The sequence below is a fragment of the Streptomyces sp. NPDC088785 genome (genome assembly GCF_044750685.1).
Lineage (GTDB): Bacteria > Actinomycetota > Actinomycetes > Streptomycetales > Streptomycetaceae > Streptomyces.
Genome location: NZ_JBIVKH010000003.1, coordinates 374,502 through 395,741, shown reverse-complemented (window position 1 = coordinate 395,741; position 21,240 = coordinate 374,502). Strand labels below are relative to the sequence as shown.

Annotated in this window: 17 protein-coding genes; 7 read left to right on the top strand and 10 right to left on the bottom strand. The window is 72.5% G+C overall.

Translation table 11 applies throughout. The features are described from left to right. Positions 1-30: 30 nt before the first annotated feature. Positions 31-2,250: a SpoIIE family protein phosphatase gene (locus tag ACIP5K_RS12390; protein ID WP_401408273.1), complete on the top strand. Its 2,220-nt coding sequence runs from the start codon at positions 31-33 to the stop codon at positions 2,248-2,250. Here ACIP5K_RS12390 and ACIP5K_RS12385 read toward each other — a convergent pair. From ACIP5K_RS12385 to ACIP5K_RS12375, 3 genes are all read right to left on the bottom strand, one after another. Further along, positions 2,202-3,320 (bottom strand): AI-2E family transporter, encoded by a 1,119-nt coding sequence (locus tag ACIP5K_RS12385; protein ID WP_401408271.1) that lies wholly within the window; start codon positions 3,318-3,320, stop codon positions 2,202-2,204. The two genes, ACIP5K_RS12390 and ACIP5K_RS12385, sit on opposite strands and share 49 nt — an antisense overlap. 65 nt (positions 3,321-3,385) lie before the next feature. Beyond that, entirely contained in the window at positions 3,386-4,354 is a 969-nt protein-coding gene (locus tag ACIP5K_RS12380; RefSeq protein ID WP_401408269.1) for a pirin family protein, read from the bottom strand. A 138-nt stretch (positions 4,355-4,492) separates the two neighbouring features. Continuing rightward, entirely contained in the window at positions 4,493-4,984 is a 492-nt protein-coding gene (locus ACIP5K_RS12375; RefSeq protein ID WP_401408267.1) for an SseB family protein, read from the bottom strand. Positions 4,985-5,239: 255 nt separating this feature from the next. Between ACIP5K_RS12375 and ACIP5K_RS12370 the strand changes: the two genes are divergently transcribed. The 3 genes from ACIP5K_RS12370 (at position 5,240) to ACIP5K_RS12360 (ending at position 9,135) form a co-directional block, all read left to right on the top strand. Next, a complete protein-coding gene (locus tag ACIP5K_RS12370) occupies positions 5,240-7,078 on the top strand; it encodes an acyl-CoA dehydrogenase (protein ID WP_401408265.1) in 1,839 nt (612 codons plus the stop codon). A gap of 409 nt (positions 7,079-7,487) precedes the next feature. Further along, entirely contained in the window at positions 7,488-8,786 is a 1,299-nt protein-coding gene (locus ACIP5K_RS12365) for a M18 family aminopeptidase (protein WP_401408263.1), read from the top strand. A gap of 130 nt (positions 8,787-8,916) precedes the next feature. Further along, the gene (locus ACIP5K_RS12360) at positions 8,917-9,135 is read left to right on the top strand and encodes a DUF6458 family protein (protein ID WP_401408261.1); all 219 of its coding nucleotides are present in this window, start codon (positions 8,917-8,919) and stop codon (positions 9,133-9,135) included. Positions 9,136-9,162: 27 nt separating this feature from the next. Here ACIP5K_RS12360 and ACIP5K_RS12355 read toward each other — a convergent pair whose 3' ends face one another. The 3 genes from ACIP5K_RS12355 to ACIP5K_RS12345 all read right to left on the bottom strand — a co-directional run bounded on the left by ACIP5K_RS12355 (position 9,163) and on the right by ACIP5K_RS12345 (position 13,897). Beyond that, complete coding sequence (locus tag ACIP5K_RS12355; protein ID WP_401408259.1) at positions 9,163-10,983, bottom strand: NHL domain-containing thioredoxin family protein; 1,821 nt, start codon at positions 10,981-10,983, stop codon at positions 9,163-9,165. Beyond that, positions 10,980-12,299 (bottom strand): hypothetical protein, encoded by a 1,320-nt coding sequence (locus ACIP5K_RS12350; protein WP_401408257.1) that lies wholly within the window; start codon positions 12,297-12,299, stop codon positions 10,980-10,982. The genes ACIP5K_RS12355 and ACIP5K_RS12350 overlap by 4 nt, the downstream gene beginning before the upstream one ends. Before the next feature lie 104 nt (positions 12,300-12,403). Beyond that, a complete protein-coding gene (locus ACIP5K_RS12345; protein WP_401408255.1) occupies positions 12,404-13,897 on the bottom strand; it encodes an FG-GAP repeat domain-containing protein in 1,494 nt (497 codons plus the stop codon). Positions 13,898-14,077: 180 nt separating this feature from the next. Between ACIP5K_RS12345 and ACIP5K_RS12340 the strand changes: the two genes are divergently transcribed. Further along, positions 14,078-14,578: an LURP-one-related/scramblase family protein gene (locus ACIP5K_RS12340; RefSeq protein ID WP_401408253.1), complete on the top strand. Its 501-nt coding sequence runs from the start codon at positions 14,078-14,080 to the stop codon at positions 14,576-14,578. A 369-nt stretch (positions 14,579-14,947) separates the two neighbouring features. On the opposite strand, the gene ACIP5K_RS12335 is transcribed toward ACIP5K_RS12340, so the two are convergent. Continuing rightward, positions 14,948-15,745, bottom strand: coding sequence for a carbon-nitrogen family hydrolase (locus ACIP5K_RS12335; RefSeq protein ID WP_401408251.1), 798 nt, complete (start codon positions 15,743-15,745; stop codon positions 14,948-14,950). A gap of 182 nt (positions 15,746-15,927) precedes the next feature. Between ACIP5K_RS12335 and ACIP5K_RS12330 the strand changes: the two genes are divergently transcribed. After that, positions 15,928-16,752, top strand: coding sequence for a maleylpyruvate isomerase family mycothiol-dependent enzyme (locus ACIP5K_RS12330; protein ID WP_401408250.1), 825 nt, complete (start codon positions 15,928-15,930; stop codon positions 16,750-16,752). Between the two features lie 30 nt (positions 16,753-16,782). On the opposite strand, the gene ACIP5K_RS12325 is transcribed toward ACIP5K_RS12330, so the two are convergent. After that, positions 16,783-18,093 (bottom strand): nitrate/nitrite transporter, encoded by a 1,311-nt coding sequence (locus tag ACIP5K_RS12325; RefSeq protein ID WP_401408249.1) that lies wholly within the window; start codon positions 18,091-18,093, stop codon positions 16,783-16,785. Continuing rightward, the gene (locus ACIP5K_RS12320; protein WP_401408247.1) at positions 18,090-18,746 is read right to left on the bottom strand and encodes a GntR family transcriptional regulator; all 657 of its coding nucleotides are present in this window, start codon (positions 18,744-18,746) and stop codon (positions 18,090-18,092) included. The genes ACIP5K_RS12325 and ACIP5K_RS12320 overlap by 4 nt, the downstream gene beginning before the upstream one ends. Before the next feature lie 200 nt (positions 18,747-18,946). On the opposite strand from ACIP5K_RS12320, the gene ACIP5K_RS12315 reads away from it, so the two are divergent. Further along, positions 18,947-19,777: a D-alanyl-D-alanine carboxypeptidase family protein gene (locus ACIP5K_RS12315; protein ID WP_401408989.1), complete on the top strand. Its 831-nt coding sequence runs from the start codon at positions 18,947-18,949 to the stop codon at positions 19,775-19,777. A gap of 70 nt (positions 19,778-19,847) precedes the next feature. Here the strand turns inward: ACIP5K_RS12315 and ACIP5K_RS12310 are convergent, their stop codons facing one another. Continuing rightward, complete coding sequence (locus tag ACIP5K_RS12310) at positions 19,848-21,224, bottom strand: dihydrolipoamide acetyltransferase family protein (protein ID WP_401408245.1); 1,377 nt, start codon at positions 21,222-21,224, stop codon at positions 19,848-19,850. Between the last annotated feature and the right edge of the window lie 16 nt (positions 21,225-21,240).

Here is a 21,240-nt window from a genome sequence, read left to right as displayed (position 1 = left end):
GGACCGATCACCTCTTCCTAGAGTGGAGCAATGCGCACTGGTGACCCCCTCCCTCCGGTGGAGGACGTCCTCTCCGCCCTCGCGACCGGCCTGTGGCGCTGGGACAACCGGACGGGCACCGTCACCTTCGACGCGGAGGCCGCCCGGCTCGTCGGGCTGCCCGCACGGCACACGACCCTCTCGGAGTCCGGCGCCCGCGCCCGCTTCCACCCGGTGGACTGGAACGAGATCGACGGCATCATCCGGCTCGCCGTCGCCGAGGGCACCCTCGCCGAGGCCCGGTTGCGCATCATGGACGACCGGGGCCGGGTCGTGCGGACCGTGCGCAGCCGCTCCAAGCCGGTGGTGGCGGGCGACGCCCCGGACCTGTTCGAGGTGATCGGCACCCTTCAGGAGGTGGCCGAGCCGCCGCCCGGCGCCTCCGCCCGCACCCCCGTCACCGGCGACTGGCGGCGCTCCCGCGAGGCGTTCCTGCTGGACGCGGGGCGCGCCCTCGCCGAGGCGGACTCCACGGCGGAGGTGCTGCGGGTCGCGGCCGGCCTGTCCATGCCGGGCTTCTCGCCCGACGGGCTCGCCGTGTTCGGCGTCGCGGGCGACCGGCTCACCGTCATCGGCCACCACGGCCACCAGCCGGGCTCCGAGGGCCCCTTCACGGACATGGACCTCGCCACGGACTATCCGGCGGCGGAGGTCTGCCGCACCGGTCGCGCCGTCTACCTCTCCGCGCCCGAGGAGTACCGGCGCCGCTATCCGGCGGCCTGGCCGCTCGCGGCCCGCTTCAACCGGCAGTCGTGGGCGTTCCTGCCGCTGGTCGTCGCCGGGCGCACCATCGGCGCGTGGATGGCGGGCTTCGCCTACCGGGTCACGTTCACCCCCGACGAGCGCTCGGTGCTGACCACGGTGGCCCGGATGCTGGCGCAGGCCCTCTCCCGGGCCGGGGTCACGGAGTCGGAGCGGGCGCTGACCGACGGGCTCCAGAAGTCGATGCTGCCCACGATCGGCCCCGAGATCCCCGGCATGACCATCGCGGCCCGCTACGTCCCGACCGGCGGCGGGCTCCAGGTCGGCGGCGACTGGTACGACATGATTCCGCTGCCCAGCGGGCGGATCGCGCTGGTCATCGGTGACGTCCAGGGCCACGACGTGCAGGCGGCGGGCCTCATGGGCCAGCTGCGGATCGCGCTGCGCGCCTACGCGTCGGAGGGGCACCGCCCCGACGCGGTCCTCTCCCGCGCCTCCCGCTTCCTGTACGGGATCACCGCCGGCGCCGCCGACCCGGCGGGCCCGGCGGACCAGCGCTTCGCGACCTGCCTGTACGTCGAGGCCGACCCGGTCACGGGCACCCTGGAGGTGGCCCGCGCGGGCCACCCGGACCCCGCGATACGCACCGCCGACGGCACGGTGATGATGCGTCCCACCGCGGGCGGACTGCCGCTCGGCATCGACCCGGACGCCGACTATCCGACGACCCCGCTCGCCCTCGAACCGTCCGAGACCCTGCTGATCTGCACGGACGGCCTGATCGAGACGGGCGGGCACGATCTCGACTCGGGCTGGTCCCGGATCCGTACGACGCTGGAGACGGTCCCCGCCGACAATCTGGAGGAGCTGGCGGACGCCCTCGTCCAGGCGGTCCACGGGCCGTCCTCACACCACACCACGGGCCCGCTCGCGGACCGCCGCGAGGACGACATAGCCCTGCTCCTGCTGCGCCGGGCGACCGAGTCGCGGGTGCCCGTCACGGCCCGGCGCACCGCCATGACCGTCGCGCAGGCCGAGCCGGAGCGGATCGCCGTCGCCCGTCAGCAGCTGCGCGAGCTGCTGCACGACTGGACCGACGAGGACCAGGTCGACTCGGCGGTCCTGATGGTCTCCGAGATGGTCACCAATGTGCTGGTGCACACCGACGGCGACGCGCTGCTGGTCGCGGAGGTCGGCCGCGGCTGCGAGGGGCCGCGGCGGCTGCGGGTGGAGGTCGCCGACGCCTCGGACGACCTGCCGCACAAGCGCAGGCCGGGCGAGCTGGCGTCGTCCGGGCGCGGCCTGGTGCTGATGGAGCTGCTCGCGCAGAAGTGGGGCGTCGACCCGCGGGGCGAGGGCAAGAGCATCTGGTTCGAGCTGTACGAGCCGCCGGCCCCGGTGCGGGACCCGGCCCCGGCCCCGGACCCGGACCCGGCGGACCGCGGCGGGCCGGGCGTCGCTCAGTCGGCGGTCTCCCGGGGGACCGCGGGCTCCGGCGGACCGCTGTAACGTCCCTTCAGCTCCCCGATGATCCCGAACGCGGCGGCCGTCAGCGGCACCGCGAGCAGCATCCCGAGGATGCCGGCGACGGAGGCCCCCGCGGCGATGGCCAGCATCACCATGGCCGGGTGCATCTGCACCGTGCGCGACTGGATCATGGGCTGGAGGATGTGCCCCTCCAGCTGCTGCACCGCGAGGATCACGCCGAGCGTCCACAGGGCGATGACGAAGCCGCGGTCGGCGAGGGCGACGAGGACGGCGACGGCGCCGGAGATGGTGGCGCCGAGGTAGGGGATGTAGGCGCCGACGAAGACGAGCGCGCCCAGTCCCACCGCGCCCGGCACGCCCAGGATCAGCAGGCCGATGGTGATGCACAGGGCGTCGATGAGCGCGATGAAGGTCGTCCCGCGCATGAATCCCGAGATCGCCTCGTAGGCGCGGCGGCCCATGGCCTCGATGACCTCGCCGGCGCCGCGCGGGGCGACGGCGTGGGCCAGTCCGACGGCCCGGTCGGAGTCCTTGAGGAAGAAGAACGTGAGCAGCAGCGCGAGCACGGAGGTCGCGAGCAGCGAGCCGATCACGGAGAGCCCGGTGAGCACGCCGCCGGCCAGGCTTGAGCCCCACTTGGAGAGCAGGCTCTTGGCGTTGTCGGCGACGTTGCCGAGGTCGTCGGCGCCGGACAGGCCGAAGTGCGCGCGGATCCAGTCGCCCGCGTCCTGCACGGAGTCGACGATCTGGTCGCCGGTGTCGATGAGCGCCTTGACCACGATGTACCCGGCGCCGCCGACGACGGCGACCAGGGCGACGCAGGTCAGCACGGCGGCGAGGGCGCGGGGCACCTTGTGCTTGTTCAGCCACTCGAACACGGGGGCGAGCAGCGCGGTCCCGAGCAGTGCGAGCAGGACCGGGGTGACCGCCGACTTGAACACGACGCAGAGCCAGATGCCGACGGCGGCGACCCCGGTGACGAGCAGGGCCACCGTGCACCAGGCGGCGGTGCGCCGGGCCCCCTCGGGGAGCAGGGGCGTGCTCCTGGGGCGTCCTGCGGCCGGTTCCTGGGACTCTCGGGTCGTCTGCACTCCCCCAGGCCATCACGCGCGCGTGGCCCCGACCTTCCGGGCGGGGCCACGCGGGTGACGTGCTGTCAGCTGGTGTGCGGCAGCCGCTCCGCGCTGGGGACGACGCCCAGGCGGCCGGCCTGGAAGTCGTCGAAGGCCTGCTGGAGTTCGGCCTTGGTGTTCATCACGAACGGGCCGTAGTGCGCCATGGGCTCGCGGATCGGCCGGCCGCCCAGGATCACGACCTCCAGGTCGGGGGTGTGCGCGTCCTGCGACGCGTCGGCCCGCACGGTCAGGGACGAGCCCGCGCCGAACACGGCCGTCTGCCCCGTGTGGACGGGCCGCCGGTCGGTGCCGACGGTGCCGCGTCCGGCGAGGACGTAGACCAGTCCGTTGTAGTCCTCGCGCCAGGGCAGGGTCGCCTCGGCGCCGGGGCGGACGGTGGCGTGCACCATCGTGATCGGCGTGTGGGTGATGCCGGGGCCCTCGTGGCCGTCGAAGTCACCGGCGATGACGCGGAGCAGCGCGCCGCCGTCCTCGGTGGTGAGCAGCTTGACCTGGCCGCCGCGGATGTCCTGGTAGCGCGGGTCCTGCATCTTGTCCTTGGCGGGCAGGTTCACCCACAGCTGGAGGCCGTGGAAGAGGCCGCCGGACATGACGAGGGACTCCGGCGGCGCCTCGATGTGCAGCAGGCCCGAGCCGGCCGTCATCCACTGGGTGTCGCCGTCGGTGATGGTGCCGCCGCCGCCGTGGCTGTCCTGGTGGATGAAGGTGCCGTCGATGATGTACGTGACGGTCTCGAAGCCGCGGTGCGGGTGCCAGGGGGTGCCCTTGGGCTCTCCGGGCGCGTACTCCACCTCGCCCATCTGGTCCATCATGATGAACGGGTCGAGGTGGCGGTAGTTGATCCCGGCGAACGCGCGGCGCACCGGGAAGCCCTCGCCCTCGAAGCCGGTGGGCGCGGTCGTCACGGCGAGCACGGGGCGCGCCACGGAGTCGGCCGGCGCGGTCACACGGGGCAGGGTCAGCGGGTTCTCGACGGTCACAGCGGGCATTTTGGGGACCTCCTCGGTTCCTCGTGCCTCGATATTAGTTGAACGTAGAACTTTCTGCCACCTGGAACGCCGAACGCCCGGAGGGCATTCCCTCCGGGCGTTCGGGGTGCGGGGTCATGGCGCTCGGCCGCCCGCGGCTCAGCCGTACATCCGCCGCATGGCGAAATCGACCATCTGTTCGACGGCCTTCGCGTCGAAGACCATCCGGTGCTCGCCCTCCATGTCGAGGACGAAGCCGTATCCGGTGGGCAGCAGGTCGATCACCTCGGCGCCGGTGATGACGAAATACTTGGACTCCTTGCCCGCGTACCGGCGCAGCTCCTTGAGCGTGGTGAACATCGGGATCACCGGCTGCTGCGTGTTGTGCAGCGCCAGGAACCCCGGGTTGTCGCCGCGCGGGCAGTAGACCTTCGACGTGGCGAAGATCTGCTGGAAGTCCTCGGCGGACATCGAGCCGGTGGTGAACGCGCGGACCGCGTCGGCGAGCGACGGCGGCGACGGCTCCGGGTACAGCGGCGGCGCCTGCTGCCCGTACCCGCCCATGCCGGCCTGCGGGGGCATGCCCTGCTGCGGCGGCGCGTACTGCTGCTGGCCGCCCGCCCCGCCCGGGGCCCGCTCGTATCCGTACATGGGGCCAAGAGTACCGAGGGCCGGCGGGGCGGCGCGGCCGAGCGGCCCGTGTTCACCGAACTGCCGGACATCCAGGGGCTGTTGGTGGTGGAATTCCGGCACGCGACGGCCCCCCGCGGCCGAGCGTTCCGTCACAGTCGGCCCCGCAGGGGTTGCATCTTATTACCGACGGGTAGCATCCTGGTGGTTACTAGTTGGTATGCATACGAGACCGGCCGCGGCCGGTCTCTCCCGAGCCTTTACGGAGCCGTCGCCATGGGGCACTACAAGTCGAATCTCCGCGACATCGAGTTCAACCTCTTCGAGGTGCTCGGCCGCGACAAGCTGTACGGCACCGGACCGTTCGGGGAGATGGACGTCGACACAGCCAGGAGCATCCTCGAAGAGACGACCCGTCTCGCCGAGAACGACCTGGCCGAGTCGTTCGCGGACGCGGACCGCACCCCGCCGGTCTTCGACCCGACGACGAACACCGCGCCGGTCCCGGAGTCGTTCAAGAAGTCCTACAAGGCCTTCATGGACGCCGAGTACTGGCGCCTCGGCCTGCCCGAGGAGATCGGCGGCACCACCGCCCCGCGCTCCCTGATCTGGGCCTTCGCCGAGCTGATCCTGGGCGCGAACCCGGCGATCTGGATGTATTCCTCGGGCCCCGCCTTCGCGGGCATCCTCTTCGAGGAGGGCAACGAGGCGCAGAAGAAGGTCGCCGAGATCGCCGTCGAGAAGCAGTGGGGCTCGACGATGGTGCTGACCGAGCCGGACGCCGGCTCGGACGTCGGCGCCGGCCGCACCAAGGCCGTGCAGCAGGACGACGGCTCGTGGCACATCGAGGGCGTGAAGCGGTTCATCACGTCCGGTGAGCACGACATGTCGGAGAACATCCTCCACTACGTCCTCGCCCGCCCCGAGGGCCACGGCCCCGGCACCAAGGGCCTGTCGCTCTTCCTGGTCCCGAAGTTCGAGTTCGACTGGGAGACCGGCGAGCTGGGCGAGCGCAACGGCGTGTACGCGACCAACGTCGAGCACAAGATGGGCCTCAAGGCGTCCAACACCTGCGAGATGACCTTCGGCGACCAGCACCCCGCCAAGGGCTGGCTGATCGGCGACAAGCACGACGGCATCCGCCAGATGTTCCGCATCATCGAGTTCGCCCGCATGATGGTCGGCACGAAGGCGATCTCGACGCTGTCGACGGGCTACCTGAACGCGCTGGAGTACGCCAAGGAGCGCGTCCAGGGCTCCGACCTCGCCGCCTTCGGCGACAAGGCCGCGCCCAAGGTCACCGTCACGCACCACCCGGACGTGCGCCGCTCGCTGCTCACGCAGAAGGCGTACGCGGAGGGCATGCGCTCGCTGGTCCTCTACACCGCCTCGGTGCAGGACGCGATCCAGGTCAAGGAGACCGCGGGCGAGGACGCCTCGGCCGAGCACGCGCTGAACGACCTGCTCCTGCCGATCGTGAAGGGCTACGGCTCGGAGAAGGGCTACGAGCAGCTCGCGCAGTCGCTCCAGACCTTCGGCGGCTCCGGCTTCCTCCAGGAGTACCCGATCGAGCAGTACATCCGGGACTCCAAGATCGACACCCTCTACGAGGGCACCACGGCCATCCAGGGCCAGGACTTCTTCTTCCGCAAGATCGTCCGCAACCAGGGCGCCGCGCTGAACGGCCTGGCCGAGGAGATCAAGAAGTTCCTCGCCGTGGAGAGCGGCGGCGAGGAGCTGGCCGGGGCCCGCGAGTCGCTGGCCAAGGCCGCCGTCGAGCTGGAGGCCATCGTCGGCGTCATGCTGACCGACCTGGCCGCCACCGAGCAGGACGCCCAGAACATCTACAAGGTGGGCCTGAACACCACCCGCCTGCTGATGGCCTCCGGCGACGTGGTCGTCGGCTACCTCCTGGTCAAGGGCGCCGCCGTCGCCACCGAGCGGCTCGCCGCCGGTGCCTCCGGCAAGGACGCCGCGTTCTACCAGGGCAAGGTCGCCGCCGCCAAGTTCTTCGCGGCGAACGTCCTCCCCGGCGTCACCGGCGCCCGCAAGCTGGCCCAGTCCACCAGCGAGTCCGGCCTGGACGTCATGACCCTGGACGAGTCGGCCTTCTGACCGCCCCGCCCCCGCGCCCCCCAGGGGGCGCGGGGACCGGCGCGAGAAGCGACCACCGACCCGCGGACGAAAACGAGGGAAGCCGCGCGCAGCGCAAGGCTTCAGGGGCGCGGGGAACGGCGCGAGAAGCGGCCACCGGCCCGCGGACGAACACGAGGGAAGCCGCGCGCAGCGCAAGGCTTCAGGGGCGCGAGGAACGGCGCGAGAAGCGACCACCGGCCCGCGGCCGAACACGAGGGAAGCCGCGCGCAGCGCAAGGCTTCAGGGGCGCGGGGAACTGCGCGAGAAGCCCCACCGGCCCGCGGACGGAGACGGTGGGAGCCGGGGGCAAGCAGGACAGGGCCGGGCAGACAGGACGGCCCGGGACCGCCACAGGCACAGCCCGCCCACCCCGCACTACCCTGGCGGCATGAGCACCTCCACCGGCCCCTTCGACCGCGGCCACACCGACGACCTGATGACCTTCCTCGCGGAGAGCCCCACCCCGTACCACGCGGTGGCCACGGCAGCCGCCCGCCTGGAGAAGGCCGGTTTCCAGCAGGTCGCCGAGACCGACGCCTGGAACGGCGAGACCGGTGGAAAGTACGTCACGCGGGGCGGCGCGCTCATCGCCTGGTACGTGCCGCGCGGAGCGAAGCCCCACACCCCGTACCGGATCGTCGGCGGCCACACCGACTCCCCGAACCTGCGCGTCAAGCCGCAACCCGACATGGGCAGCAACGGCTGGCGCCAGATCGCCGTCGAGATCTACGGCGGCCCGCTGCTCAACTCCTGGCTCGACCGCGACCTCGGCCTCGCCGGCCGGCTCACCCTGCGCGACGGCAGCGAGCGCCTGATCGACATCGACCGGCCCCTGCTGCGCGTGCCCCAGCTCGCCGTCCACCTCGACCGCGGGGTCAACACGGACGGCCTGAAGCTCGACAAGCAGCGCCACATGCAGCCCATCTGGGGCCTGGGCGGCGACGTCCACGAGGGCGACCTGCTGGGCTTCGTCGAGGACGAGTACGAGCTGGAGCGCGGCTCCGTCACCGGCTGGGACCTCATGCCGTACGCCCTCGAGGCCCCCGCCTACCTGGGCCGCGACAAGGAGCTGGTCGCCGGGCCCCGCATGGACAACCTGCTGTCCGTGCACGCCTGCACCGCCGCCCTCACCGAGGTCGGCAAGCACGACGAGCTGCCGTACATCCCGGTGCTCGCCGCGTTCGACCACGAGGAGAACGGGTCGCAGTCCGACACCGGCGCCGACGGCCCGCTGCTCGGGAACGTGCTGGAGCGGTCGGTCCTCGCCCGCGGCGGCTCCCTGGAGGACCGGGCCCGCGCCCTCGCCGGCACCATCTGCCTCTCCTCGGACACCGGGCACGCCGTGCACCCCAACTACGCCGAGCGCCACGACCCCACGCACCACCCGCGGGCCAACGGCGGACCGATCCTGAAGGTGAACGTCAACAACCGGTACGCCACCGACGGCGTGGGCCGCGCCGTCTTCGTCGCCGCGTGCGAGAAGGCGGGCGTGCCCTACCAGGCGTTCGTCTCCAACAACGCGATGCCGTGCGGGACGACGATCGGCCCGATCACCGCCGCCCGGCACGGGATCAAGACCGTCGACATCGGCGCGGCGATCCTCTCCATGCACAGCGTGCGCGAACTGTGCGGCGCGGACGACCCGTTCCACCTGGCGAACGCGCTCACCGCCTTCCTGGCGGGCTGAGCGGAGGGCCGACCGGAGGGCTGACCGGAGGGATCGCCTCAACTGCCGTGTGATGCACCGGAGTCCGGGTACCCGGGCTTCGCAAGCACATCCGAGCACGTACACGGACACACGGCAGGAGGCGGACCTCATGAGCCTGGGCGGTTGCATCATCCTGATCGCCGTCGGTGCGATCCTCGCGTTCGCGACCGACTGGCACATTCAGGACGTCAATCTCGACCTCGTCGGCTGGATCTTGATGATCGTCGGCCTGATCGGGGTCTTCGCCTTCCGCAGCATCGGCAAGCGGCGGGGCATGGCGGGCGGTCACACGACGGTGATCGAGGAGGAGCGGGACCACCGCATCTGATCCCGGCCCCACCGCGCGGGCGGCGCCCTAGGCGTCCAGGCCCGCGAGCACCAGCGGCAGCCGCCGCGCCCCGCCGTCCGCGACCACCACGACGGGCACCCCCCAGTCCTGCTGGTGGACGTGGCACGCCGGGTACGCCTGGGCCGGGTCGTCGTCGCAGGACGCGGCCATGGCGGACACGTGCAGCACCCCCTCCGGCACCGCCGGGTCCAGCACCAGTTCACGCGAGAGGTCGGTGCCGGGCCCGTCCCCGGCCGCGAGCAGCGCGGGCGGTGTCGCGGAGACGAGGAGCCGGGTCGACGGCCCGTACCGCTCGTCGAGCTTCTGCCCGGCCGGCGCCCGGAAGACGACGTCCAGCCGCACCCTGCCGCCCGCCATCTCGGTGGCGGCGCGCCGCGTGCGGTGGGCGACGGGCGCGACGCGCACCGCCTCCTCGGGCAGCCGCAGCCGGGTCAGCCGGTGCCGCGCGGACTCCACGACGACGATGTCCCCGTCCCCCGTGAGGACCGCGTCGCTCGGCTCGCGCAGATCGGTGGCGAGGGTGCTGACCCGGCCGGTCGCCGGGTCGTAGCGGCGCAGCGCGTGGTTGTACGTGTCCGACACCGCGACCGAGCCGTCGGGCAGCGCGGTGACGCCCAGCGGGTGCTGCAACAGCGCCTGCCCCGCGTCGCCGTCGCGGTGCCCGAAGTCGAACAGGCCGGTGCCGACGGCCGTGTGGACGGCGCCGTCGAGGTCCACCCAGCGCAGCGCCGACGTCTCGGAGTCCGCCACCCACAGCCGGTCGTCGGTGGCCGCGAGCCCGGACGGCTGCGCGAACCACGCCTCGGCGCCCGGTCCGTCGACCAGCCCCTCGTTCGTGGTCCCGGCCGCGACGGCGACCGTCCCCCGCTCCGGGTCGTACGTCCACAGCTGGTGCACCCCGGCCATGGCGATCCACACCCTGCCGCCGAAGACGGCCACGTCCCACGGCGAGGACAGATCGGTCGCCCGGGCCGGGCCGCTGGTCGGCGACCCCTGCCACCACTGCCTGCCGGTGCCCGCGAGGGTGCTGATCGCGCCGGTCGTGAGGTCGACGGCGCGCAGCGCGTGGTTGACGGTGTCGGCGACGACGACGGTGTCCGCGTCGAGCAGGGCGAGCCCCTGCGGCTCGTTGAACGACTCCGGACCGAAGCCGCGCCGACCGCTGCCGATCCGCCGCACGACGGACTCGCCGTCCGCCGCCAGCTCCACCAGCTGGTGCCGGGTGGTGTCGCTGACCAGGAAGTTCCCCGACGGCAGCAGCAGCGCCTTGCCGGGGAAGCGCAGATCGGTGGCGACCGGCTCGGGCGCCACGTACGGGCCGTTGCCGCGCCGCAGCGTGCCCTTCGCCGCGTGCTCGGCCGCCAGCTCCTCGACCAGCGCGGCGATCGCGTGGGCGTGCCCCTCACCGGCGTGCTGCGCGACGACGTACCCCTCGGGGTCGATCACGACGAGCGTGGGCCAGGCCCGCACCGCGTACTGCTTCCAGGTCGCCAGCTCCGGGTCGTCCAGCACCGGGTGCTCCACCCCGTACCGCTCGACGGCGTCGACGACCGCCGCGTGCTCGGCCTCGTGCACGAACTTCGGCGAGTGCACCCCGATGATCACCACGGTGTCCCGGTGCCGCTCCTCCAGCTCCCGCAGCTCGTCGAGGACGTGCAGGCAGTTGATGCAGCAGAACGTCCAGAAATCCAGGACGACGATGCGTCCGCGCAGGTCGGCGAGGGTGTACTCGACCCCGCCGGTGTTCAGCCAGCCACCGCGGCCGACCAGTTCGGGGGCCCGGACCCGGGCGCGGCGGCGGGCGGGGGCGGAAGCGGGGTCGTTCATGATCCAAGGGTGCCACGGGTGGGTGGCGGCGGTGCGGCGGCGGCCGGGGCGGGCTCGTCCGGGAGGGCCGGGGCGTCGAGGAATTCGAGGACGGCGAGGACGCAGACGGCGACGACCGCGATCCAGAGCACCACCGCAGCGGTGGGGTACGACCACGCGAGGAGCACGGCCGCGGCGACGGCGGCGACCGTCAGGTCCAGCCACGTCCGCATCCGGTGCACCCACGGCCCGACCGGGCCGAACGTGCCGGAGCCCTCGCCGACGAGGGTCTCCCGTACGGAACGGATCGCGCCCGTCCACGCGCCGCGCACCGCCCGCGCCCAGCGGCCGGGCCCGCTCAGCCAGGAGGCGAGGGCGACGACCACGCCGACGGTGGCGACGACGCGGACCGCGGCGCGCAGGAAGCGGACCAGGGTGTCGTAGACGACCCCGGCGGCGGGCCGGGAGACGTCGGCGGGCAGCGCGTCCAGGTAGACGGCCCGGCCGATCCAGAGCGCGAGGCCGAGGACGAGCGCGCCCGCGGCGATCGCGAGGGCGGCGGTGACCAGGGCGCGCCGCCTGCGGCGGGCGCACAGCACCGCACCGGCGGCGAGCACGACGACGAGCAGCGGCAGCGCCCAGGACAGCAGCTGGAGCAGCCGGAATCCGGTGCGGGCCCGGGCCAGGGCGCCGGTGGACTCCATCAGGGTGATGCTGGTGTGCACCTCGGGCAGGTTCCCGGCGACGGTGAGGCCCTGGTCGACGAGGGCCGCCTTGACCTGGTCGACGACCGGGGCGAGATCGAGGGTGACCTCGCCGTCGCGGACCCGCACGGCGCCGTCGGTGCGGCCGGTGAGGGCCTTGTCGACGGCGGTGTGGGCGGTGCGGTTGAGCCGCTCCCACAGGGTGGTGAAGGCGGCGCTCGCCACGAACCGTTCGGTGGTGCCCCGGACCAGGGAGGTCAGGCCGCTGGTCAGGGGGCCGTCGGCCGCCGACAGCGCCTTCTCCAGGAGGGGCCGGTCGGCGGGGGCGATGCCGGAGAGCAGGTCCGCGACGTCGATCCGGTCCATGACGGCGGTGGTCACCCGGTCGCTGACGGCGCGGCGCACCTCCGGGTCGTCGGCGAGCGGCGCCATGGTCCGCACGTAGCGGTCGGTGTCGCCGATCAGGTCGTGCGCCCAGACGGAGACCACGCCCAGCGGGGTGAGGAGCGCCGCGAGGGCGACGAGGACCACGGCGAGGGCCGACGTCGCGCGGAAGCGGCGCGGCGGGCGGCGCGCGGCCTCCAGTTCGCGCACCCGGGCCTTCAGCGCGGCGAGCTCGTCGTCCCTGGTCATGGGTCAAGGAGACGTGACGTGTGCGGATTCCGCCTGTCGGACGGCGCCCGGAACGCGCGGACGCGGCCGCCCGGTGCCGGGTCGGCCGCGTCCAGGCGGGGGTGTTACTCGAGGGGGCTGCCGAAGAGGGACTTGACGTCGGGGGCGCCGAGGTCGGTCGGGTTGATCGCGACCGAGCCGGTGCCGCTCACGCCGCTCGCGGAGCCCGGGAACGCCCAGACCGCGCCGGACGCGGCGTTCTCCCCGGTGGCGGAGGCCGCCAGGTCGCGGTGGCCGTCGCCGTCCACGTCGAGCAGCGCGCAGTCGGAGCCGAACAGGTCGCCGCTCTCCGCGACGCCGGGCACGTCCGCCGAGTTCTGGTTCAGGACGACGGAGCCGGTGCCGGTGACGCCGGTCGCGGAGCCGGGCAGCAGCGCGACCGCGCCCGCGTCGGTCTGGCCGCTGAAGTTCTCGCCGGAGATGCCGAGCGCGACGTCGGCCCTGCCGTCGCCGGTGACGTCGCCGACCGCGACGCACGAGCCGAGGTGGTCGCCGTCCTCCTGGGCGCCGTAGAAGCCGGGCAGCGACTGGTCGAAGGTCTGGAGGTGGTCGCCGTCGAGCCCGCTCGCGGTGCCGAGGGCCAGCGTGATCTTCTGGTTCGTCTCGCCGATGTCGGAGTCCTCGGGGTCGGAGCCGACGACGAGGTCGTCGCGGCCGTCGCCGTTGACGTCACCGACCGCGAGGGCGCCCTGGGTCTCCGGGGCCCAGCCGCGCTTGAAGCCCGCCGCGCTGCCGTAGAGCACCGTGTTGTTCCACATGCCGTCGCCGTTGTACGAGCGCAGCGCGAGGTCGTCGCGGCCGTCGCCGTTGAGGTCGCCGGTGGCCTCGAAGAAGACGGGGCCGGTCGTGGAGTCCGGGCCGTCGACACAGCCGCTCTCGTCGTCGACGCAGCCCGCGCCGTCCTGGCCGTAGCCCCACCACTCGGATTTGTCCATGAAGGAGAGCTTCTTGGCGGGGGCGCCCGCCCGGGTGAGCGGGCCCTTCCACAGCGCGGCGGCCTGGTGCTCGGGGTCGTCGCCGTAGGAGCCCATCGCGGCGAGCAGCGCCAGGTCGGCCCGGCCGTCGCCGTCGAAGTCGCCGATCCGGGGCGTGCGGCCGTAGGTGGCGATCGCGGTGCCGCCGGTCAGGCCGGAGGCGGAGCCCCACAGGACGACGGCGCCGGTGGTGGACTTGGTGCTGCCTATGACGAGGTCGCTGAAGCCGTCCCCGTCGAGGTCGCCCTTGGTGACGGACGCGCCGAAGCCCTCCTTGGCGGCGGCGGAACCGGGGACCCCGGCCGTCGAGCGGCTGATCAGGGCCTTGTTCGTGGCCTTCAGGCCGGTCGGCGACCCGTAGGTCACCGCGACGTAGCCGGCGCCCGCCGCGCCGGAGACGGTGCCGCCCGCCGCGCCGGAGACGAGGTCGGCGTAGCCGTCGCCGTTGAAGTCGTCGGCGCGGTCGGCCCTGCCGGCGGTCGCGGCCGCCGCCTGGCCCGGGGCCAGCGACAGGGCGGCGAGGCCGGCGCCGACGAGAGCTGCGGCCATCAGCGGTGCGGTGAGACGAAGTCGTGCGCGTGCCATGTGAGGAGTTCCTTCGATTGGTCAGGTCGTCGAGTCACGTCCACCTCTTAGGACCCGGCCGTTCCACTAATGGTTGCAGCTACCACTGAACTGTCTTGTTTTCTGCGGGTCTTGAGCCGGCACTGCTCCTTTAGGGCTCCGGGAGGGGTCCGGGCGGCGGCCCGGGGGAACCCTCGACGTATGCGCTACGAAGTGAGGGAACGGCTCTTCGCCGTCGGCGAGGACTACTGGATCGAGGACGAGAACGGCCGCAAGGCGTTCCTCGTCGACGGCAAGGCGATGCGGCTGCGCGACACCTTCGAGCTGAAGGGGCCCGACGGGCGCGTCCTCATCGACATCCACCAGAAGATGTTCGCGCTGCGCGACACGATGGTGATCGAGCGCGCCGACGAGGAGCTGGCGCGCGTCAAGCGCAAGCGGCTCTCCCTGCTGCGCAACCACTACCGGGTCGCGCTCGCCGACGGCCGGACCGAACTCGACGTCAGCGGCAAGATCCTGGACCGCGAGTTCGCCGTGGAGTACGAGGGCGAACTCCTCGCCGAGATCTCCCGGCGCTGGCTGCGGGTGCGCGACACGTACGGGGTGAACGTGATCCGGGAGGACGCCGATCCGGCGCTGCTGATCGCGGTGGCGGTCTGCGTGATCCATCTCGCGGAGAAGGAACACGGCGCCACGGACTGACCATCACGACCACTCATACGGTTCCCCGAGCTCGCTTCAGCTGCGCGGGGAACCGCGCGAGAAGCAGCCACCGCCCCACAGACAAAAACGAACCCCAAAGCGAGCGCAGCTCGCCACAGGGGCGCGGGGAACCGCGCGAGAAGCAGCCACCGCCCCACAGACAAAAACGAACCCCAAAGCGAGCGCAGCTCGCCACAGGGGGCGCGAGGAACTGCGCGAGAAGCGGCCACCGCCCCACAGACAAAAACGAACCCCGAAGGCGAGCGCAGCTCGCCACAGGGGGCGCGAGGAACCGCGCGAGAAGCGGCCACCGCCCCGCGGGTGGAGGACAGGCCGCGAGCGCGGGGACCCGCATGAGCGGCGGCCGGATCAGTGGTGCGGGGCGTCCAACCCCAGCACCCGGTCCTTGAGCGCCGGGAACTGCTCACGGATGGCCCCGACCCGAGCGGGATCGAACTCGACGCGGAGCACTTCCTCCCCGGCGCCGGCCTCGCCGAGCACCTCCCCCCACGGATCCACCACGAGACTGTGCCCCGCCTGCGCCACCCCGGCATGCCCCCCGCCGGTCCCGCAGGCCAGCACGTACGCCTGGTTCTCGACCGCCCGCGCCCGCGCCAGCAGCGTCCAGTGCGCACGCCGCCGCTCCGGCCACCCGGCGGAGACGATCAGCGTCTCGGCGCCGCGCGCCACCAGCCCCCGGTACAGCTCGGGGAAGCGCAGGTCGTAACAGGTCGTCACACCGGCGACGGTCTCCGGCAGACGGACCGTCACCAGCTCCCGCCCGGCGCTCATGAGCACCGCCTCGCCCTTGTCGAAGCCGAACCGGTGGATCTTGCGGTAGGCGGCGGCCAGCTCGCCGTCGGGGGAGAAAACAAGCGCCGTGTTGTAGAGCGGACCGTCCGGGTCCCGCTCGGGGATCGACCCGGCGTGCAGCCACACACCCGCGTCCCGCGCCGCCGCGGCCATCGCCTCGAAGGTCGGCCCCTCCAGCGGCTCGGCCTCGGACGCGAACAGCTCGTAGGCGAAGGCCCCGGTCGGCCACAGCTCGGGGAGCACGACGAGATCGGCGGAACCGGCCTGATCCCGTACCAGCGAACCGACACGGTCCCGACGGGAGTTGACCGATTCGTCCTCGTTTACCGCGATCTGGATGAGAGAGGCGCGCACAGTACCACCGTCCTGGCATTCGAGCCGTCGGCTTCACGTCAACAACGGCCTACGATCGTCACACGAAAGCACTGCAGGGGTGCCTCCGGGCAGCGTAACTTAGCCTCTCAAGACACCCACGCCGCACGTGCCCGCAGCACACGTCACCGCCCGTGTACCAACCGCTCGAGGGGTCCCCTTCCGTGAGTCTCCACCCCAGCCTTCAGTCCTACGCCGACGCCTGGACCCACTCCGTGGAAGCGATATCCGAGCTGGTCACCCCGCTCGCGGAGGGCGAGTGGAGCCGGGCCACCCCGTGCCCCGGCTGGTCGGTGCGGGACATCGTCTCGCACGTCATCGGCATGGACTGCGAGATGCTCGGCGACCCCCGGCCCATCCACACCCTGCCCCGCGACCTCTACCACGTGAAGACGGAGGCCCAGCGGTACACGGAGGTCCAGGTCGACGTCCGCCGCCACCACACGGCGCCGGAGATGGTCTCCGAGCTGGAGTACACGATCATTCGCCGCTCCCGTCAGCTGCGCAACGAGAGCCGCGAGCCCGGCACCGTGGTGCGCGGCCCGCGCGCGGCCGAGGAGACGCTGGAGTTCGCCCTGCGGCGGCGCGCGTTCGACATCTGGGTGCACGAGCAGGACCTGCGGGCGGCGCTCGGCCGCCCGGGCAACCTGGACTCCCCGGGCGCGCTCGTCGTGCGGGACATGCTCCTCGCCGTGCTCCCGAAGACCGTCGCGAAGGACGCGGGCGCCCCGGCGAACTCGGCGGTGGTCTTCGACGTGCACGGCCCGGTCGAGTTCCTGCGCACGGTCCGGGTGGACGCCGACGGCCGGGGCACGATCGACGGCGCCCCCTCGCTCGGCCCGGCGGCGACGCTCGCCCTGGACTGGGAGACGTACGTCCGTCTCGCCTGCGGCCGGGTCACTCCCGAGGCGGTCGCGGACCGGCTGAAGATCGAGGGCGACGCGGACCTGGCGTCGGCGATCCTGCACGCGATGGTCGTCACCCACTAGCCCCGGCGCCGGGGGCGGGACTCCCCCGGATCACACGGGCACGTGCACCGAGGCCACCCGGGAAGCGACCAGCCGCTCCCGCTCCGCCCGCGCCGCCCGCTTGCGCAGCCGCAGGATCTGGCTCACGCCGAGCGCCTGGAGGACGAACACCGCGGCGAACGCGATCCGGTAGTTGTCGCCGGTCGCGTCGAGCAGCACACCGACGGCCAGCAGGGTCGTCATCGAGGCGACGAAGCCCCCCATGTTGACGATCCCGGACCCGGTGCCCTGCCGCTCCGGCGGGTTCGCGGGCCGCGCGAAGTCGAAGCCGATCATCGAGGCGGGGCCGCACGCGCCCAGGCCCACGCACATCACGAGCAGCAGCCACATCGGCGCGTGCCCCGGCCACGCCATGGGCGCCGCCCACAGCACCGCCACGACGCCGACCGTGCCGAGCGCCAGCGGCAGCCGCGCCGTGTGGTGCCGGGCGACCACCTGCCCGTAGACGAGCCCGACGACCATGTTCGAGAGCACCACGAGCGTCAGCAGCTCACCGGCCGTGCCGCGGGACAGCCCCTGCGCCTCCACCAGGAACGGCAGCCCCCACAGCAGCAGGAACACCATCGCGGGGAACTGCGTGGTGAAGTGCACCCACAGGCCGAGCCGGGTGCCCGGCTCGCGCCAGGACGCGGCGATCTGGGCGCGCACGTACGCGGCGCCCTTGTGCGTCGTCGGCAGCGGCGCGGGCTCGAAGCCCTCGGGGTGGTCCTTGAGGAACAGCACCATCAGGACCAGGACGAGGACGCCCAGCAGCGCGCTGCCCGCGAACGCCGTCTCCCAGCCGACCCCGTGCAGCAGCCGGGCGAGCACCAGGGTGGAGACCAGATTGCCCGCCATGCCGACCAGGCCGGCGAGCTGCGCGACGAGCGGACCGCGCCGCGCGGGGAACCAGCGGGTGCCCAGCCGCAGCACGCTGATGAACGTCATGGCGTCCCCGCAGCCCAGCATCGCGCGCGAGGCGAGCGCCATGCCGTACGAGGACGAGAAGGCGAAGCCGAGCTGTCCGACGGTGAACAGCACCACGCCGAGGGTGAGGACCTTCTTGGTGCCGAGCCGGTCGACCATCAGGCCGACGGGTATCTGCATGCCCGCGTACACGAGCAGCTGGAGGATGGAGAAGGTCGACAGGGCCGAGGCGTTGATGTGGAAGCGCTCGACGGCGTCGAGCCCGGCCACGCCCAGCGACGTGCGGAAGACGACGGCGACGAAGTAGACGGCGACCCCGATCGACCACACGAGGACGGCCCGGCGGCCGCCGGGCGGATCGCCGGGCAGGGAAGGGGCGGCGGCGGAGCTGCTCATCGGTCCTCACCCCGGGCCAGGACGCGCACGCGCGTGACGTGCCGGCGGACCACCGCCACGGCGGCCTCCATGTCCCCGGCGCGCAGCGCGTCCAGGATCTCCTCGTGCTCGGCGAGGGTCTTCGCCGTGCGGTCCGGGTGGGCCTGCATCACGACGACGCCCATCCGCAGCTGCCGGTCGCGCATCTGGTCGTAGACGCGGGCCAGGATCGCGTTCCCGGCGCTGCGCACGATCTCCGCGTGGAAGCAGCGGTCGGTGGCGGCGGCCTCGGCGAGGTCCCCGGCGGCGACCTGGGTGCGCTGCAACGCGAGCAGTTCGGTCAGCCGCCCGATCAGGTACGGGGAGGCGGGCACCGCCTTGCGGACCGCGTGCTCCTCGACGAGCAGCCGGGTCTCCACGACGTCGGCGATCTCCTGCGCGGAGACGGGCAGCACCAGCGCGCCCTTCTTGGGGTAGAGCCGCAGCAGCCCCTCGACCTCCAGCTTCAGCAGGGCCTCGCGGACCGGCGTGCGGGAGACGCCGACCGCCTCGGCCAGCTCGCCCTCGGTGAGCAACGTCCCTCCCTCGTAACGGCGTTCGAGTACGGCGCGCTTCACGTGGGCGTAGACGCGCTCCGCGGCGGGCGGGCGTTTTTCGGTGACGGTCGAGGGCATGCGCACATCATAGATACATCACGTACGCAAGCCGACCGCCGTCCACCATGCGGGATACCGGAGGCAGTGCAACCCTTCACCCGCCTCATTCGTCTCTTCAGTGCGGGCGCCCTATCCCAACGGGCCGCCCCCCAGGGGCATTTGGAGCGTAAACCTTGAAAACTCGCATAACGGGCATCGCCGTTCTCGTCGCGGGAACCATGCTCACCAGCGGAGCCGTGACCACCTCCGCCCAGGCCGCCGCACCGGTCAAGCCGACCATCGCCGCCAAGGGCGGCTTCGTGATGAACAACGGAACGGGCTCGACGCTGTTCACCAAGGCCGCCGACACCCGGCGGTCGACCGGCTCCACCACCAAGATCATGACCGCGAAGGTCGTGCTGGCCCAGTCGCACCTGAACCTGGACAGCAAGGTCACGGTCCAGAAGGCGTACAGCGACTACATCGTCCGCAACAACGCCTCGTCGGCGCGCCTGATCGTCGGCGACAAGCCCACCGTCCGCCAGCTGCTCTACGGGCTGATGCTGCCGTCGGGCTGCGACGCGGCCTACGCCCTCGCGGACAAGTTCGGCTCGGGCTCGACGCGATCGGCGCGCGTGAAGTCGTTCATCGGCAAGATGAACGCCGAGGCGAAGAAGCTCAACCTGAAGAACACCCACTTCGACTCGTTCGACGGCATAGGCAACGGGTCGAACTACTCGACGCCGCGTGATCTCACGAAGATCGCGAGCAGCGCCATGAAGAACTCGACGTTCCGCGCGGTCGTGAAGACCAAGTCGACGAAGCGCAAGGTCACCACGAAGTCCGGTGGCTACCGCTACATGACGTGGACCAACACGAACACCCTGCTGGGTTCGTACTCGGGCGCCATCGGCGTGAAGACCGGCTCCGGCCCGGAGGCGGGCTACTGCCTGGTGTTCGCGGCGACCCGCAGCGGCAAGACGGTGATCGGCACGGTCCTGAAGTCGTCGTCGGTCTCGGCGCGCACCTCGGACGCCAAGAAGCTCATGGACTACGGCTTCAAGCGGTAGGACCCCGCGAGGGGAGCGAAGGACCCGCGCGGCCGGCGAACGCCGGGCGCGCGGGTCCTTCGCACATCGGTCAGCCCCAGGTCAGCAGCCGCTTCGGCCGCTCCAGCACGGCCGCCACGTCCGCCAGCACCCTGGATCCCAGCTCCCCGTCCACCAGCCGGTGGTCGAAGGAGAGCGCCAGCGTCATCACGTGCCGCGGCCTGACCTTGCCCTTGTGCACCCAGGGCTGGAGCCTGATCGCCCCGACGGCGAGGATCGCCGACTCGCCCGGGTTCAGGATGGGCGTCCCGGTGTCGATGCCGAACACACCGACGTTGGTGATGGTGACGGTGCCCCCCTGCATGGCACCCGGCGACGTCCGGCCCTCGCGGGCCGTGGCCACCAGCTCCCCCAGCGCGGACGCCAGTTCGGGCAGCGTCTTGGCGTGGGCGTCCTTGATGTTCGGGACGATCAGCCCGCGGGGCGTGGCGGCGGCGATGCCCAGATTCACGTAGTGCTTCTGGACGATCTCCGCCTTCCCGTCGGTCCCCTCGTCCCACGACGCGTTGACCTCCGGGTTGCGCCGGATGGCGACGAGCAGCGCCTTGGCGACGAGCAGCAGCGGATTGACCCGCAGCCCCGCCAGGTCCTTGTCGGACTTCAGCTCCTCGACGAGCTTCATCGTGCGCGTCACGTCGACCGTCACGAACTCGGTGACGTGCGGCGCCGTGAACTTCGAGGCCACCATCGCCTGCGCGGTCGCCTTGCGGACGCCCTTGACCGGGATCCGGGTCTCGCGCGCCGTGTCGTGCGCGGCGGCGGGCGCGGACGCCGCGGCCGGCGCCCCGGCCGGGGCGGGGGTCTGCGCCGGGGCCGGGGCCTGGGGGGCCGCGGGCTCGGCGGGCGCGACCGCGGCGAGCGCCGCGCGCACGTCCTCCCGCGTGATGATCCCGTCGGCGCCGGCCGGGACCACGGTGGTCAGGTCGACCCCGAGGTCCTTGGCCAGCTTGCGCACCGGCGGCTTGGCCAGCGGGCGCTGCTCGGTGAGGACGGCCGCCGCGGTGCCGTTGGCGGCGGCCGGGTCCTTGCGGGCGCGCCGCCTGGTGGAGGACTCGGCGACGCCGTAGCCGACGAGGACCGGCTGCCGGCCGGCCGGCTCCCGCGCCGCGGGCTCCTCGGCGGGCTCCTCGACCGTCTCCTGGACGGGGTCGGCGGCGGGGCCGTCCTCCCCGGCCGTCCGCACCGAGATGATGACCTGTCCGACGTCCACGGTCGTGCCCTCGGGGAACTTCAGCTCGCCGACCACCCCGTCGAACGGGATCGGCAGCTCGACGGCGGCCTTCGCCGTCTCCACCTCGCACACGACCTGCCCGTCGGTGACCGTGTCACCGGGCTGTACGTACCACTTGAGGATCTCCGCCTCGGTCAGACCCTCGCCCACGTCGGGCATCTTGAACTCGCGCACCATGACGTTCGACCTCTTC